This window comes from Carboxylicivirga sediminis, from assembly GCF_018156225.1.
Taxonomy (GTDB): Bacteria; Bacteroidota; Bacteroidia; order Bacteroidales; family Marinilabiliaceae; genus Carboxylicivirga; species Carboxylicivirga sediminis.
Genome location: NZ_JAGTAR010000029.1, coordinates 45522 through 60328, shown reverse-complemented (window position 1 = coordinate 60328; position 14807 = coordinate 45522). Strand labels below are relative to the sequence as shown.

At 35.9% G+C, this 14807-nt stretch carries 15 protein-coding genes; 5 read left to right on the top strand and 10 right to left on the bottom strand.

The features are described 5' to 3' along the window. Nucleotides 1-110 precede the first annotated feature (110 nt). Genes KDU71_RS17045 through nadA form a run of 8 tightly spaced genes read right to left on the bottom strand, consistent with a single transcriptional unit; the run spans nucleotide 111 to nucleotide 8197 of the window. Nucleotides 111-1259, bottom strand: a complete 1149-nt coding sequence (locus tag KDU71_RS17045) for a murein hydrolase activator EnvC family protein (RefSeq protein ID WP_212192300.1) — start codon at nucleotides 1257-1259, stop codon at nucleotides 111-113. Further along, nucleotides 1249-2100: a DUF4292 domain-containing protein gene (locus KDU71_RS17040; protein ID WP_212192299.1), complete on the bottom strand. Its 852-nt coding sequence runs from the start codon at nucleotides 2098-2100 to the stop codon at nucleotides 1249-1251. The genes KDU71_RS17045 and KDU71_RS17040 overlap by 11 nt, the downstream gene beginning before the upstream one ends. Further along, nucleotides 2100-3845, bottom strand: a complete 1746-nt coding sequence (locus KDU71_RS17035) for a tetratricopeptide repeat protein (RefSeq protein WP_212192298.1) — start codon at nucleotides 3843-3845, stop codon at nucleotides 2100-2102. The genes KDU71_RS17040 and KDU71_RS17035 overlap by 1 nt, the downstream gene beginning before the upstream one ends. Before the next feature lie 29 nt (nucleotides 3846-3874). Beyond that, nucleotides 3875-4312 (bottom strand): dUTP diphosphatase, encoded by a 438-nt coding sequence (dut, locus tag KDU71_RS17030; protein WP_212192297.1) that lies wholly within the window; start codon nucleotides 4310-4312, stop codon nucleotides 3875-3877. After that, nucleotides 4309-5769: a lipopolysaccharide biosynthesis protein gene (locus KDU71_RS23320; RefSeq protein ID WP_212192296.1), complete on the bottom strand. Its 1461-nt coding sequence runs from the start codon at nucleotides 5767-5769 to the stop codon at nucleotides 4309-4311. The genes dut and KDU71_RS23320 overlap by 4 nt, the downstream gene beginning before the upstream one ends. A 4-nt stretch (nucleotides 5770-5773) precedes the next feature. Next, complete coding sequence (gene ruvB, locus KDU71_RS17020) at nucleotides 5774-6787, bottom strand: Holliday junction branch migration DNA helicase RuvB (RefSeq protein WP_212192295.1); 1014 nt, start codon at nucleotides 6785-6787, stop codon at nucleotides 5774-5776. 6 nt (nucleotides 6788-6793) lie between these two features. Beyond that, on the bottom strand, nucleotides 6794-7183 hold the full coding sequence (locus tag KDU71_RS17015) for a response regulator (protein ID WP_212192294.1): 390 nt from the start codon (nucleotides 7181-7183) through the stop codon (nucleotides 6794-6796). A gap of 18 nt (nucleotides 7184-7201) precedes the next feature. Further along, nucleotides 7202-8197, bottom strand: a complete 996-nt coding sequence (gene nadA, locus KDU71_RS17010) for a quinolinate synthase NadA (protein ID WP_244828544.1) — start codon at nucleotides 8195-8197, stop codon at nucleotides 7202-7204. Nucleotides 8198-8656: 459 nt separating this feature from the next. On the opposite strand from nadA, the gene rpiB reads away from it, so the two are divergent. Genes rpiB through KDU71_RS16995 form a run of 3 tightly spaced genes read left to right on the top strand, consistent with a single transcriptional unit; the run spans nucleotide 8657 to nucleotide 10963 of the window. Beyond that, entirely contained in the window at nucleotides 8657-9097 is a 441-nt protein-coding gene (rpiB, locus tag KDU71_RS17005) for a ribose 5-phosphate isomerase B (protein WP_212192293.1), read from the top strand. A 6-nt stretch (nucleotides 9098-9103) separates the two neighbouring features. Further along, complete coding sequence (locus KDU71_RS17000; RefSeq protein ID WP_244828542.1) at nucleotides 9104-10474, top strand: lactate utilization protein B; 1371 nt, start codon at nucleotides 9104-9106, stop codon at nucleotides 10472-10474. A 45-nt stretch (nucleotides 10475-10519) separates the two neighbouring features. Beyond that, the gene (locus KDU71_RS16995; protein ID WP_212192292.1) at nucleotides 10520-10963 is read left to right on the top strand and encodes an RrF2 family transcriptional regulator; all 444 of its coding nucleotides are present in this window, start codon (nucleotides 10520-10522) and stop codon (nucleotides 10961-10963) included. Here KDU71_RS16995 and KDU71_RS16990 read toward each other — a convergent pair. Further along, complete coding sequence (locus KDU71_RS16990) at nucleotides 10953-11378, bottom strand: VanZ family protein (protein WP_212192291.1); 426 nt, start codon at nucleotides 11376-11378, stop codon at nucleotides 10953-10955. The two genes, KDU71_RS16995 and KDU71_RS16990, sit on opposite strands and share 11 nt — an antisense overlap. 103 nt (nucleotides 11379-11481) lie before the next feature. On the opposite strand from KDU71_RS16990, the gene hemW reads away from it, so the two are divergent. Both hemW and KDU71_RS16980 read left to right on the top strand, forming a co-directional pair. Beyond that, a complete protein-coding gene (gene hemW, locus KDU71_RS16985) occupies nucleotides 11482-12615 on the top strand; it encodes a radical SAM family heme chaperone HemW (RefSeq protein ID WP_212192290.1) in 1134 nt (377 codons plus the stop codon). Between the two features lie 42 nt (nucleotides 12616-12657). Then, nucleotides 12658-13515, top strand: a complete 858-nt coding sequence (locus KDU71_RS16980; RefSeq protein ID WP_212192289.1) for a cation diffusion facilitator family transporter — start codon at nucleotides 12658-12660, stop codon at nucleotides 13513-13515. 8 nt (nucleotides 13516-13523) lie between these two features. Here the strand turns inward: KDU71_RS16980 and KDU71_RS16975 are convergent, their stop codons facing one another. Beyond that, nucleotides 13524-14720, bottom strand: coding sequence for a homoserine dehydrogenase (locus KDU71_RS16975; RefSeq protein WP_212192288.1), 1197 nt, complete (start codon nucleotides 14718-14720; stop codon nucleotides 13524-13526). Nucleotides 14721-14807: the final 87 nt, after the last annotated feature.

The window sequence follows — 14807 nt, the reverse complement described above, 5'->3', positions numbered from 1 at the left end:
CTCTTAAAAAGCAACAAACAGCTCATTTTTGAGCTTTAACAATTACTTATAAATGATAACCAATCTGTTTATACGTAGAACGTTGCAGATAGTTATAAAATTTAATTCTTTTATTTTAAAAGCCAAAACTCAGGGTTCAATTTCTCACTTTCTTCCCATATTTCAAAGTGTAATACACCCGAATTTTCACCATTTCCGCTGTATATTGTACCAATTACAGAATTTTTAGTTACGTTTTCGCCAGCTTTTACACTAACGTTGTCTAAATTAGCATAAACGGTTAAAAATCTTCCATGTCTGACTAAAACAGCATTATTATAACCAGGAATAGGAACAACCCGACTAACTTTACCTCCAAATACTACCTTGGCTTTAGAATCAGTATTACTTTGAATATCAACTCCATTGTTTTTAACCTTAACATACTTAAGAACAGGGTGTTGATGTTCACCAAACTGACTTACAATAACTCCATTACTGATTGGCCATGAAAGTTTACCTTTAGCTAGATGAAAATCAGAAGGTTCAACAGCTTCCTTATTTAATTCAGCAATCAATTTTAAAATAGTATCCTCCAGCTTTTTTAAAGCGTTCGTATCTTGCCTTACTTTCCGTCTAAGACTACTTTCCTTCTGCTGAAGTGATTTAATATTGGAATCTATTTTGCGTTTATCAACTACTAATTGTTCGTATTGCGTTTTAATGTTATTTAAGGCGTTATTTTGCACCTTTAGCTTCGTATTTAATAGACTATTCGCTTCATCTAATTGAGTAGACTTTTGTTGGATTAAAATACCTTGGTTATGCCTAAATTTGTTGTATTCCTTAAGCATAATATACCGGCGATATGCTTCATTAAATGATTCGGCACCAAAAAAGAAAGACAACTCGTTATAACGCTTCTTATTACTGTAGGTCTCACGAATTAATTTGGTATACTGGTCCTTTAACGCCACTAATTGTTTTTGATTGTCCTCAATTTCAATATTAAGCACCTTAATATCATTTTCTAGTAAGTTAATTTGATCATTATATAATTCAATCAGATCTTCTCTATCTTTAATCTGACTATTCAGTAAACGAATATTTTTTAGGCTGTTTGAACGTTGATTTGCGTATTTCTTGATTAAACTATTGGCATTTTCAATGCGCTGATTAATGCGTTCCTTTTGAGACTCCAGTTCGGCTAAGTTCTGCCCCTGGATAATACTAAATAGCAGCGTAAATATTGATAGTATGAAAAGCCGTTTAATTTCCATTTTTGAAGTCTAGTTGCTTATACTTATCTGATACTTTAAAACCAATTGAATTATCGCCATCTAATTCAAAATTATCAAATTGAATGCGCAAAGAAAATTTATCACTGCCCCGTGTACCGTTTATATCGATAACAGAAGGCATTAAATGCCCGTTATCACTTGTAAAAAGGTCGTATGTAATAGTGACTTCACTATTAACAGAAAAGTCACGTATATAGGCTCTTTTTAACTTAAAAACATCGGGTAAAACAGACATTTGGTGGAAGATGATATTTTCAGTCTTTTCCTTACGATATTTACGTGAAAACTTTCCTTCTTTAACTGACTGAAATTGATACATATTATCACTGCAGTAGTGCTTATAGCGCTTTAAACTTTTTTCAGCATCTTCAATTGGATAAACAAACATTCTGTTTGTAACAATTTGTTGCAATGTATAGTAATCCAACTCAATCATGAACTTTTTCCAAAGTATTTCATAATCACCGTGGGAATAGGTTTTCTTGGTGCGATCAATTATTTCAACTGCATCAGGACTTAACTTAACTCTAAATAACTCTATACCCATCAGCGGATTTACTGAAACAACCATAGAGGTATCTTTTAAGATAAACATATTGCCCTTAAATGATTTAGTATCATCGTTATAAGATAACTCTGCTTTAAACTTCTTGAAAAAAAGTGAGTTATATTCAATATATTTATCTTCTACAGAAGTGATTAATTTTGCATCAGAAATATTTTTTAAAGAACCATCCTTTATATAGAACTCTCTGGTGCTTTTACAACTAACAAGCTGTATAACACATATAATAACTAGTGAATATTTAAGTTTCAGCACTATTCTAAATACTTTTGTTGTTTGATCTTCTCAAGGATAGTTTCACTTTCAGTTCCCATTTCTACAGCTTTATTCCATTGCTCAACAGCACCTTCAACATCACCGTTTTTATATAGAATGTCGCCATAATGTTCAACAATAACACTACTTTCATTGCCTCCATTATCCAAAGCCCTTTCGATGATATACTTAGCTTCAAAGTATCTTTCTCGCTTGAATAAAACCCAGGCATAAGTATCTAAGTAGGTTGAATTACCTGGCTCCAACTCAACACATTTGCTACTCATTCTTTCTGCTTTATCTAAATCCTTATTTTCTAAAGAAAGATAATAGCTGTAGTTGTTTAAAACCACAATATTCAATTCATCAATTTCAAGAGACTTTTTATAGGATTCAAATGCCTTTTCACTCTCTTTATTAGCGTAGTATATATCCCCAATATTGGCATGCAATTGAGCTTCAAGAGCCTTATTATCGATTACATGCTTAAGGCCTAAATTAAGCAGACGCAAAGCTTCATCATTATCTTTTAACTGTCCGGCAGAGCTACCAGCTAATAGATAGAAAAAAGCGTTTTCAGGGAAATGTGTAATGGCAAGTTTTGCATTGCCATAAATTTTTGAATAATCAGGATTATCAATCATCAATAGGAGGTAATCCTGCCATATAAGTTCGTTTGAAGGTTCAATGGTTATTGCAGTCTTATAGGCATCTATCGCTAAATCAGTTTTACTAATACTGCGGTAATAATTGCCCTTATAAACATACGCCATAGCTTCGTATGGATGAGCTTCGATGATAACATCCATAAACTCGGTAAGAAAATTGTCATACTTATGAATGTTTTTACTATCCATTAAGAAAGGCAAAATACGTTGGAACTTAACTTCGAAAGGAGTAGATTTAACGGCTAAACCTTTCTTATAGTATGATGTAAACCCGGTAGTATCATTTGCTTGCAGTGCAATATTACCAAGACTAAAGTAAGCCATTACATTCTTTGGATCCTTATCAAGTACTTTATTGTAATAAGTCTTAGCATTATCATTATCGCCCAGGTACAGGTAATAATCACCTATAAATCCATAGTAACGTGCCTCTTCCGGATACTTGGCAGTCAATTTATTTAACTCTTCCAGTGCCGACTTATTCTTCCCAATATTCAGTAGGATCTTTTCTTTTTCAAGTATGATAACTTCATTTAATCCTATACTTTTTTCAAGCTTATTATAGGTAGAGATAGCTTTTTCCTCCTCACCGTTACGTTGATATAACTGAGCTAAACCGTAGAGGTACTCATCATTATCCGGATAATCATTAACGATTTGTTCGTATAGCTTAATGGCTTGAAATCCCATCTTGTTACTCTGATATAGTTCGGCAAGCATTAATTTATACCAGATATTATTAGGTTCAATCGCAATTGCACGTTCCAATAAGCCTTGTGCCTTTACGGCTTCATTGCCAGCCACCAGCAAATTAGCTAATTCATACATGGCAGCACTACTGGTTGCATCAATTTTAAGGCATTCGGTCAGGTACATGGCTGACTTTTCATAGTTTCCTTTCATCTTTTCACGACTCGCCTCGTAAAAGAAATAATCGAACTTCCTCTTTTGTACGTCAGTCAGCTGAACTTTTTTTATCTGTTCCTTGGTAACCTGACTCTCGGTTTGTGGCTTGAGAGCACTACAACTACACAATACTATAATTACCAGAGATACACCTATATATTTTAACTTCATTATATGTTTTTGATATTTACAAAGTTCTTTTAATTAGTTCCTGTATGACCAAAACCACCACTACCACGAACTGAATCTTCTAAAATTTCAACTTCAAGCAGGTTAGCCTTTGTATACTGAGCAATTACCATCTGGCAAATACGCTCCCCATCGTTGATAACGAAATCATCATTGGAAAGATTAACCAGTATAACTTTAATTTCGCCACGATAATCAGCATCAATTGTACCAGGCGTATTAAGTACAGTAACGCCAAATTTAGCGGCCAGTCCGCTACGAGGGCGAATTTGAGCTTCATGACCTTCAGGTAATTGTATAAATAGGCCGGTAGGGATTAACACGCGCTGAAGAGGCTTCAGAATAATGGCCCCATCAATATTGGCTCTTAAGTCCATACCTGCCGAGTGTTCAGTGCTATAACCGGGTAATTCGTGTTTACTTTTATTGATGATTTGAACGTTTGTCATGATAATATCTTTATTAATTCCTTTCTTTCAATGATATAAAGAAAAACAAAATAGCTTACAAATATAGTGCCTTTGAAGGCGAAATGAAATATCAGGTTTTCTGAGCTATACAAAAGGCTTAATTGAACAACAACAATGGCGATGATTATGTGCAAGACAATTCGCCCGATCGGGTAGTTAATCGGGTAGTATTTCTGACCCAAGCCATATGAAATAACTGACATTAACAGAAAGCAAACAAACAAAGTAACAGCTGCACCAATATACCCCATATATGGTACTAAAACGATATTACCAATAATGGATAAACAAGCGCCTACTCCACTAATTATTGCACCATATATAGTTCTATCTGTTAATTTATACCAAAGCGATAATGAATAGTAAATACCAAAGAATAATTGCCCAAGCAAGATAAAAGGAATTATGCTGTTGCCTTCATAATATTCGGGCAACAGAAGGACATTTACAACATCAATGAAAACAAGAACCCCAACATAAATAATAGCGCCAAAAATGACAAAATATTTCAGGACACGGGCATAAAGTTCTTTGGAGGCATTTTGTTTACCTTCCTTGAAAAAGAAAGGTTCAAACGCTAATCTATAAGATTGAATAAAAATAGCCATGAGAATACCAATCTTAAAATTGGCGCCATAGATAGCCAATGCTTCCATAGCATTATCTTCAATTAAATGGGGCATCAAAATCTTATCAATCTGTTGGATTAACATGCCGAATAGTCCGACAATCATAATCGGATAGGAATACATAAATACCGGCTTTATCAATTGCCAACTGAACCTGGCTTTGGCAAGGAATATTTTAGGTACAAGAAATAAAGCAATAATTCCGGAACTAAGCAGATTGGATACAAAAACGTAATAGAGCTTGTTATATGGATTATAAATATACTCAATGAACTCATACCCTTGTTTAAGCAGATAAGGGCATAAAACAAGGAAAAAAGTAACAAATAGGATGTTTAAAATTACCGATAAGAACTTCAGCAGTGCAAAACGAACTGTATGGTTGTTAATCCGCAAATCAGCAAAAGGAATACTGGTTATGGCATCCAGGGCGACAATTAATGCGCCTATTACAAAGTATTCAGCTTTGAGGTATTCATTGCCAAGATATACTTCTAAGCAGCCTTGGAGCAAATAAACACCAACGCTAAACAAAACGGAACAAACTAGAATCAGCATTCCTAGGCTTTTTAGCAGTCCATTCCTGTTTTCCTTATTAGCAAAACGAAAATAGCCTGTTTCAAACCCAAAAGTAAGAATCACCAATACAACCGCGATATAACTGTAGATATTGAAAACGCCTCCCACTTCAGCTTTATCCATGATACGAATAAAGAGTGGCATTAACAGCCAGTTGAGCAGACGCCCCAGAATAGTGCTTACTCCGTAAATTATTGTATCACCTGCTAGCTTTTTAAGTTTACTCACACCTTTAAGAGAATAAAGTTCCTTGATTTAAATTCGATTCACGACCTAAATGTTCATAGGCATGAGCTGTGGCCATACGTCCCCTTGGCGTACGTTTAATGAATCCTTCCATAATTAAAAATGGCTCATACACTTCTTCGATGGTACCAGCATCATCACCAACAGCCGTAGCGATGGTATTAACTCCTACCGGTCCGCCGTTAAACTTATCAATTAGTGTCAGCAGTATTTTATGATCCATTGTATCTAAACCATGCGTATCAATGTTTAAGGCATTTAGAGCCATTTTACTAATTGGTAAATCAATGATGCCATTACCCTTCACCTGAGCGAAATCCCTAACACGACGCAACAGCGCATTGGCAATACGTGGTGTTCCACGGCTACGTCTTGCAATTTCGTCAGCGGCATTTTCGTGAATCCTTACTTCCAGTATATCTGCTGAACGCTCAATAATGTGGGCTATTGTTTCTGCATTGTAATATTCGAGGTGACTGTTAATACCAAAACGCGCACGCAGCGGTGCAGTTAATAATCCACTACGGGTAGTGGCACCAATCAGAGTAAACGGATTAAGATCGATTTGTATGCTTCGAGCTCCGGGCCCTTTATCAATCACAATATCTATGCGGAAATCTTCCATGGCACTGTACAGATACTCTTCTACTACCGGGCTCAAACGATGAATTTCATCAATGAAAAGAACATCGTTTTCTTCTAAGCTGGTAAGTATACCAGCCAAGTCACCAGGTTTATCAAGCACAGGTCCGCTCGTTAGCTTAAAACCAACACCTAACTGATGCGCAATGATGTTGGATAAAGTTGTTTTACCTAACCCCGGAGGTCCGTGTAACAGAACATGATCAAGCGCATCACCTCTCATTTTAGCCGCCTGCACAAATATCTCAAGGTTTTCGACAATCTTATCCTGCCCCTTGAAATCGGAGAAAGAAAGTGGTCTTAATGCCCTTTCCAGTTCTTTCTCTGTATCTCCATTTCCCCTGATGTCGAAACTCATTTATAATTAGATTATATTTAATTTTTTGAGATTATCGAAAAACTCCTGCAAATCAAATGGTTTTGCCATGTACTCATCCATCCCATAGGATAAACACTTTTCGCGGTCGGCATCATAGGTATTGGCAGTTAAGCCAACAATAGGCATGTGTTCGTTACTGCACTTTTCTTTTTCACGGATAGCCACAGTCGTTTCCAATCCATCCATTATTGGCATCATCAAGTCCATCAAAATCAGATCATACTGCCCATGTTCCAATTTATCCAAGGCTTCTTTACCATGATTGGCAATATCTATTTTAAAGCCATACTTAGATAAATTGAGAAAAATGAGCTTCTGATTGAGCACATTATCTTCAACTAATAAAACAGATACAGGTTGTTCGAGTCTTTCCATTCTGGGTTAGGTTATTTTTTATAGGCCGGCTTTTTTTGAAATATCCAGCATCCTATTAATTGGTTTTACAGCCTCTATCCTGATTTCCTCATCCACGTCAATTGCAGGCCATTCATATTTTAAAGCATTATAAAGTTTTTCTAAAGAATTTAGTTTCATGTATTCGCAATCATTACAAGCACAAGTTGAATCATTAGGCGGTGCAGGAATAAATGCTTTATCCGGACTTTCTTTTTGCATCTGGTGAATAATACCCGACTCAGTTGCCACAATAAATTCATTGGCCTCACTGTTAATAGAATATTTAAGCAAAGCTGCTGTACTACCCACATAATCGGCCAGTAACAAAAGTGGTTTCTTACATTCAGGATGCGCAAGAACCAGGGCATTCGGATGTTCTTTCTTTAATTCTACTATCTTTTCAACAGAAAACTTTTCATGCACATGGCAAGCTCCATCCCACAATACCATGTCTCGACCTGAAATACTATTGAGATAATTGCCCAGATTTCTATCAGGACCGAAAATAATCTTTTCATCCTTTGGCAAACTATCCACTATATTTTTAGCATTGGTAGAGGTAACCACAATATCAGACAATGCTTTAATTTTTGCAGTGGTGTTCACATAGGTTAAAACCGTATGTCCAGGATGCTTATCAACAAAGCTTTTAAAGGCATCTGGCGGACAACTATCAGCAAGGCTACACCCGGCATTTAAATCCGGCACCAATACCAGTTTATCGGGAGACAATATTTTAGCAGTTTCCCCCATAAAGTGCACACCTGCTAAAACAATGATTTTAGCGTCTGTTTTAGCCGCTTCTTGTGCCAAGGCTAAACTATCCCCAACAAAGTCTGCGATGTCCTGTATTTCGTTCTTTTGATAGAAATGAGCCATTATAATGGCATCCTTCTCCTCCTTTAAACGAATAATCTCTTTTTTAATATCGATATTAGTTGGAACCGGTTCGTCCACATATCCACTTTTCAACCAACTATCCTTTATATTCATATTTATATAATAGAAAGAAATTTAAAAAATATAGTAATAATGATATCCTGTTAGAAAGGTTAGTATTTATTTCTAAAAATCGTTGGATGAATAGTTATCAGATTGAGAGAAACCAATACTAACGGCTTATTAACATGTTTAAAATCTGTTAATTTATTGATATTAATTAGCTTTTAGATCATATCAACAAATTGTTAATAGGCTTCAAATTTAATAATTTCTTTGGTGGATAGTGTTTAAAGCGAAGTTAAAAACGGTTCAAAAGTGAGATTAAAAAAGATTGGTTACCAACACGATTAATTCAAAAGCTTGCTTGTATTGTAATTTTTCATGTAAATAGCAATTCTATTTTTTAAAAAGTATTGAATGAGAGTTCACAAGTTCCTAACACTTATTCAGAGGTTTTTTAACATGTTTTAAAATGACTAAAGCATCATTATCTTTGTAAAAAAAAACAACATGATATTCAAAACAATAGCATTAGCAGCTGATCATGCCGGTTTTCCGGTTAAAGAAGCCATCAAGGAGTATTTAGAAAAAAACAACATTACCGTTAAAGACTATGGTACATATTCTGAAGACAGCACCGATTATGCTGATTATGCGCACCCTATGGCAACTGCCGTAGAAAACAAAGAGTATGAAATTGGTATAGCTGTGTGTGGTAGTGGTAATGGTATTAACATGACAGCTAACAAGCACCAGGGGATTCGTGCCGCTTTATGTTGGAATGTTGAAATCTCTGAAATGGCCCGTTTGCATAATGACGCCAATGTGTGCACTGTTCCAGGACGTTACGTCTCAATTGAAGAGGCTATCAACATTGTTGATAAATTTGTTAATACTGTGTTTGAAGGAGGTCGTCATCAAAAACGTATTGAAAAAATACCTGTTAAGTAATCAGCTTTGAATAACAACCATGCTTTTAAACTGGATGCTGAGCGAATAGCGCCCGATTTGCATCACCGGCAAATTATTCGCTATAATATGTCGAAGTATGATGCTGCTGTGGCTGCTGGTAAGGCGCGTTATCAAGATTTGGAACTGGCAAAATCTAATGCCGCATCAGTTAAAGAGTATGTGTTACAGAACCTTCCTGAGTTATTACTGCAGTTTGAACAAAATGCGGTTGATAACGGCGCTGAAGTAGTCTGGGCAGAGAATACTGAACAGTTAATTGAGCAGTTAATCGATTTATTGAATAATGAGCAGTGTAAAACGCTTGTTAAGAGTAAATCAATGGTAACTGAAGAAATTGAACTAAATCAGCACCTTAGTCAAGAAGGGATTGAATCTGTAGAAACCGATTTAGGAGAATTTATTGTGCAGGTGGCTGGAGAAAAACCATATCACATTGTTACTCCGGCCATGCACAAATCTAAGCAAGATATTGCCGATTTATTTCATCAGCATTTTAAAACAGATCCTAATTTATCTGCCGAACAACTGACTGGTTTTGTAAGACAATTGTTACGCCAAAAGTTTATCAATGCGGATGTTGGTATTACCGGTGCTAATTTTTTATGCGCCGCCGAAGGAGCTGTAGCTGTTACCGAAAATGAAGGCAATGCATTTTTGTCAGCTTCTTTTCCTAAGTTACATATCGTAATAACCGGTATTGAAAAAGTACTTCCTGGTATCAGCGATTTACCATTGTTTTGGCCTTTACTGGCAGCGCATGGAACGGGTCAACAATTAACGGTTTACAGCAACTTGTTTTTCGGACCTAAAAAAGATGACGAAGTAGATGGACCAGAGAGAATGGTCATCTTTTTACTGGATAACAAGCGAACGGAATTGTATCAAAATTCGACTGCCAAAGATGCTTTGAAATGTATTCGCTGTGGCGCTTGTTTGAATGCCTGCCCGGTATATAAAAATATTGGAGGCTATACATACAATACCACTTACAGTGGTCCGGTTGGTTCGGTTATTTCACCTTACTTAAATGGTTTTGAAGGCTATAATCATTTGAGTTTTGCTTCTTCATTATGTGGCAAGTGTGAAGAGGTTTGCCCTGTTAAAATTCCCCTTGCCAAGTTACTCGTATATAATCGTCAGAAGGCGCAGCCTCACCAAGGTTTATCCGAAAAGTCAGTTGGCGTGTTTTTGTATAAAATACTAAAAAACAGGCTTCTGATGAACGGTTTTGGTGGCCGTTTTAACACCTGGTTATCACGTCGGTTTGGATCTTCATTTATTGGTAAACAAAAATCATTATCACCTTTTGCTTCAAAAACATTTAATGCTCAGTGGAAAAAGCATATAAAGAGATAAAGGTTTTTTAATGATTTTATTACCTTAGCCACAAACTCAATAGAAATGTTATCAAATACATGTAAGTACGCTATTCGTGCAGTCATTTACCTGGCTGTTAATGACGAAGATGGCAAAAAAATAGGGATTAAACAGATATCAAAAGATTTGGATATTCCCACCCCATTTCTCGGAAAGATTCTACAAAGTCTGGCTAAGCAAAAGTTACTTAAAAGTACTAAAGGTCCGCATGGTGGATTTAGTATAGGCAGGGCAGCTGAGGATATTACTCTTTACGATATTGTTTCAATCATTGATGGCAGTGATGTCTTTACTAATTGCCTGATTGGTATGCATTCCTGTAAAAGTAATAACAGTGATGGCTATGCCTGCCCGGTGCATGATCAGTACAGTGCTATTCGTAAGCAGATGTATGATTTCTTTACTTCTGAAACGATTGCTAAGATTCTTAGTAATATGGAAGATAAATCGGATTATATCAAGCTTTAAACATTGGTTGCTCAAGTGGGAATAACATCCATTTCCGAAAAAAGGTGTTATTCCTTAATGATTTTACCATAAAATAAGCAGTTAATATACCGCAGCCATTGGCCAGCATGTCCCACCAGTCACCACTTCTGTAGGTTGTAGCAGAAATTTGCAGCAGTTCCATTAAACCACCATAAAGCAACGGTAGAATCAATATTTTTGAGATTTTGGTTATTGTTTGATGATGATGAATGTAATATTCAAACATAAATACAAATCCTAAGGTGAGGTACATTAAGAAATGAACAATTTTATCGAAATGTGGTATTAAACTGAGGTCATCAGGTTTAATTTTAGATGTATTGATTAAGCTTAACAGTGTAATGATGAAAATAATACTAAGTGTTTTATGGTATTTTTTAAAATAGTAAATCATCGTAGTTGGTTTGTTAATAACTTTGGTTTTAATGTTTAAAAAGTGTTGATAATCCGTTAATAAAACACTGTTTTTCAATGTTTCACGTGAAACAATCCTAGTAATGGCAGGCATTTACATACATGTTCCGTTTTGTTATACTCGTTGTTCATATTGCGATTTTTACAAAACAACGGATCAACAATTCAAAGACGAATATATTAAAGCTCTTTGTAAAGAGATAGACAATCAATCTGCTTTTTTGTTAAAAGAGCGAATTGAGACCATTTATTTTGGTGGTGGTACACCGTCTACCCTTTCTGTTTCAGAACTGAAAATTATTTTAGATCATATCAATCAATACACCTCCCTTAAAGAGGTTATTGAGCTAACACTGGAAGTTAATCCGGATGATGTGAACGAGACCTACATTAAAGGCATTGTTGAATTAGGTGTCAACCGCTTAAGCATGGGTATTCAAAGTTTTTTTGATGGTCATCTGCGACAAATGAATCGACGTCACAACGCACAACAAGCTGCTGAGGCTATTCAAATAGCCAAGGAAAATGGGATTGATAATATGAGTATTGACCTGATATACGGTCTGCCATATATGCAGTTTGATGAATGGCAAGCCAATGTGCGTATGGCTATTGAAAGCAAGGTACAACACATTTCGGCCTATCATCTTACTTTTGAAAAAGGTACTTTATATTACGATTATCTTAAAAAAGGTAAGCTAAAAGAAGTGCCCGAAGCCGCCAGTGTTAAACAATTTGACTACCTGGTGAAGGAATTGAAAAATGCAGGATTTGACCATTACGAAATTTCAAATTTTGCCTTACCAGGTTTAGAATCGAAGCACAACAGTAACTACTGGACAGGAATAAAGTATATTGGATTAGGACCATCAGCGCATTCTTTTGATGGCACCAACAGGCGCTGGAATATCAGCCATGTTCAGAAATACATTAAAGCTTTAGAAACTGATTCTGCATATTATGAAGACGAAATGCTGACTGAAGTTGACCGTTATAATGAATTAATCATGCTTGGATTAAGAACTTCAAAGGGTTTTCTGATGGAAGCGATGCAACAATTCAATACGTCCATAATTCAATTTTTTGAAGCAGAACTGACTAATCAGCTCTCTAAAAGTAATGTATTGGTTAAGAATGCGTTTTGTTGTGTGGCTGAAGATAAAAAAATGATTACCGATCGCATTATTTCAGATTTTTTTTACGTTGAAGAAGAATAAAGACTGACATAATTGTTTTAATCAAAATTTTGAAAGTGAATTATGGAAAATAAAAAAGGCATTATAGCTACATACGGTTCTATTATTCTCAATATTCTTCTGTTTGGAATTAAGTTTTGGGCAGGCATGGTTAGTTCCTCGGTAGCTATTATTGCTGATGCCTGGCATACCTTAAGTGATAGTATTTCATCTGTCGCTGTTTTAATTGGCCTTAAAGTGTCGGCCAAGCCCGCTGATAAAGAGCACCCTTATGGGCATGGACGTGCAGAGGTGCTGGCGTCCATCGTTGTAGGTATGTTGTTGGCTATTATAGGTTTTAGCTTTTTAAAAGAATCCATAGTTAAATTACAAAGCCGTAGTGAAGTAGAATATGGTATGGTGGCGATTGTAGTCACCATTGTTTCATTATTGGTGAAAGAGTTTATGGCTCAATACTCTATTCGTATTGGCCATAAAACCAAGTCAAAGTCCATGGTGGCTGATGGTTGGCATCACCGATCTGATGCTATATCATCGCTCGTTATTCTTGTGGGTATTTTTTTCGGACAATACTATTGGTGGATTGATGGCGTATTAGGTATTCTGGTATCCTTGCTTTTGTTCTATACTACCTACTCTATTTTAAAGGAAAATATCAGTCACCTGCTGGGCGAACGTATTGATGATGATTTACGTGGTGAAATAATTGCTCTGGCACCAGAAGTTGCTGATTTTGACATTCATCCGCACCATTTTTTAGTACACCAATATGGGCATCATACTGAGATGACCTTACATATTCGTTTACCGGGTGATTATAGTATTAAACGCGCTCATGATATTGCAACAGCATATGAAGTGATTATAAAAAAACGAACCAATATACAAGCCACCGTGCATATTGATTCGTTAGATGTATAATGTTTTATTTAGTAATTGAGTGATTTCCCGGTAATACCCATAAAAATATCCAGGCTGCGCAATTGGTCTTTTATCTCAAGTAATTCAGCTAGTTTAATAAAGCCTATTTTGTAACTATATTCAGGTCCTTTGTACTCTTCGGTGATGGATTCAAAATTGAATTTATCGAGCACAGATGCATCAGAATATCTTAAATACAATTCCACCTGGTGCTCTTTTGAATAATTAAAGTCCTCGGCGTATTTCATTTTCTTATACTCGTATGCATAGTTATGCGCCAGCGCTGTAATATCTGATAGTACTGCCGAGCCTGTTGGGTGCGCCCCTGCCCCTTTTCCAAACATAAACTGCTTATCGTAGGCCTTGCCTTTGATTACTACGCCATTGAATTCATCCTCAACGCTATAGATGTATTTGTCCTTACGTACAAAGCGGGGAAGGACAAATAATGTAATGTTAATACCTTCAAGCCGTTCTACCTGGCCAACCAGCTTTATTTTATAGCCTTTCTCACGGGCATACTGAATATCAAAATCAGATATATTTGATATACCATAAGTTAGAACATCATCAGGTTTAATGATGGATCCAAAGCTGTGCAGGGTAAGTATAATGAGTTTATACAAAGAGTCATAACCTTCAACATCAAAAGTAGGATCACTTTCGGCAAAACCTAATTTTTGTGCATCTTTTAGGGCTGTATCATAGGATTGATCGTGATCAAATATTTTTGAAAGAATATAATTAGAAGATCCGTTTAATATACCTGTTACGGATAAAAGAAGGTCGTTATCGTAATATTCCTCCAGACTTCTGATAACCGGTATACTTCCACAGGCTGAAGCTTCATACAGCAGTGATACGTTATTTTCTTTCTGTAACTGAATCATTTCAGCCATGTTTTCTGCCAGCATCTTTTTATTGGCCGATACAACATGTTTTCCACTCTGCAGGGCTTTTTTTACTATGCGGTAAGCCTCGTCTGCATTATCAATCAATTCAACAACCGTATTGATATTCGGATCATTCAGTATTTCGTCAGGATTATAACAGAAATAACTTTCGGGTAAAGAACGTTCTTTTTTGTTTTTAACACATATTTTAGAAATCTCAGAATCAAAGGCCGGACTTGTCTTGAGTACATCATATAGTCCCTGTCCCACTACACCAAATCCAAAAAGGCCGATGTTAAGTTTTTGTTTCATGGTTTTTGTTTTTACAAACCCTTATGGTTTGTCTGTTGGTTTTTATTTTGCCTTACAAATGTACATGAAAATAGCAACCATCCAATA

What these genes read in the sequence shown, in the direction of transcription:
- KDU71_RS17045 (WP_212192300.1), bottom strand. Translation starts at nt 1,259, where the DNA reads ATGGAAATTAAACGGCTTTTCATACTATCAATATTTACGCTGCTATTT.
- nadA (WP_244828544.1), bottom strand. Translation starts at nt 8,197, where the DNA reads ATGAATATAAAGGATAGTTGGTTGAAAAGTGGATATGTGGACGAACCG.
- KDU71_RS16975 (WP_212192288.1), bottom strand. Translation starts at nt 14,720, where the DNA reads ATGAAACAAAAACTTAACATCGGCCTTTTTGGATTTGGTGTAGTGGGA.
- KDU71_RS16980 (WP_212192289.1), top strand. Translation starts at nt 12,658, where the DNA reads ATGGAAAATAAAAAAGGCATTATAGCTACATACGGTTCTATTATTCTC.
- hemW (WP_212192290.1), top strand. Translation starts at nt 11,482, where the DNA reads ATGGCAGGCATTTACATACATGTTCCGTTTTGTTATACTCGTTGTTCA.
- dut (WP_212192297.1), bottom strand. Translation starts at nt 4,312, where the DNA reads ATGACAAACGTTCAAATCATCAATAAAAGTAAACACGAATTACCCGGT.
- ruvB (WP_212192295.1), bottom strand. Translation starts at nt 6,787, where the DNA reads ATGAGTTTCGACATCAGGGGAAATGGAGATACAGAGAAAGAACTGGAA.
- KDU71_RS16995 (WP_212192292.1), top strand. Translation starts at nt 10,520, where the DNA reads ATGTTATCAAATACATGTAAGTACGCTATTCGTGCAGTCATTTACCTG.
- KDU71_RS16990 (WP_212192291.1), bottom strand. Translation starts at nt 11,378, where the DNA reads ATGATTTACTATTTTAAAAAATACCATAAAACACTTAGTATTATTTTC.
- KDU71_RS17015 (WP_212192294.1), bottom strand. Translation starts at nt 7,183, where the DNA reads ATGGAAAGACTCGAACAACCTGTATCTGTTTTATTAGTTGAAGATAAT.
- rpiB (WP_212192293.1), top strand. Translation starts at nt 8,657, where the DNA reads ATGATATTCAAAACAATAGCATTAGCAGCTGATCATGCCGGTTTTCCG.
- KDU71_RS17035 (WP_212192298.1), bottom strand. Translation starts at nt 3,845, where the DNA reads ATGAAGTTAAAATATATAGGTGTATCTCTGGTAATTATAGTATTGTGT.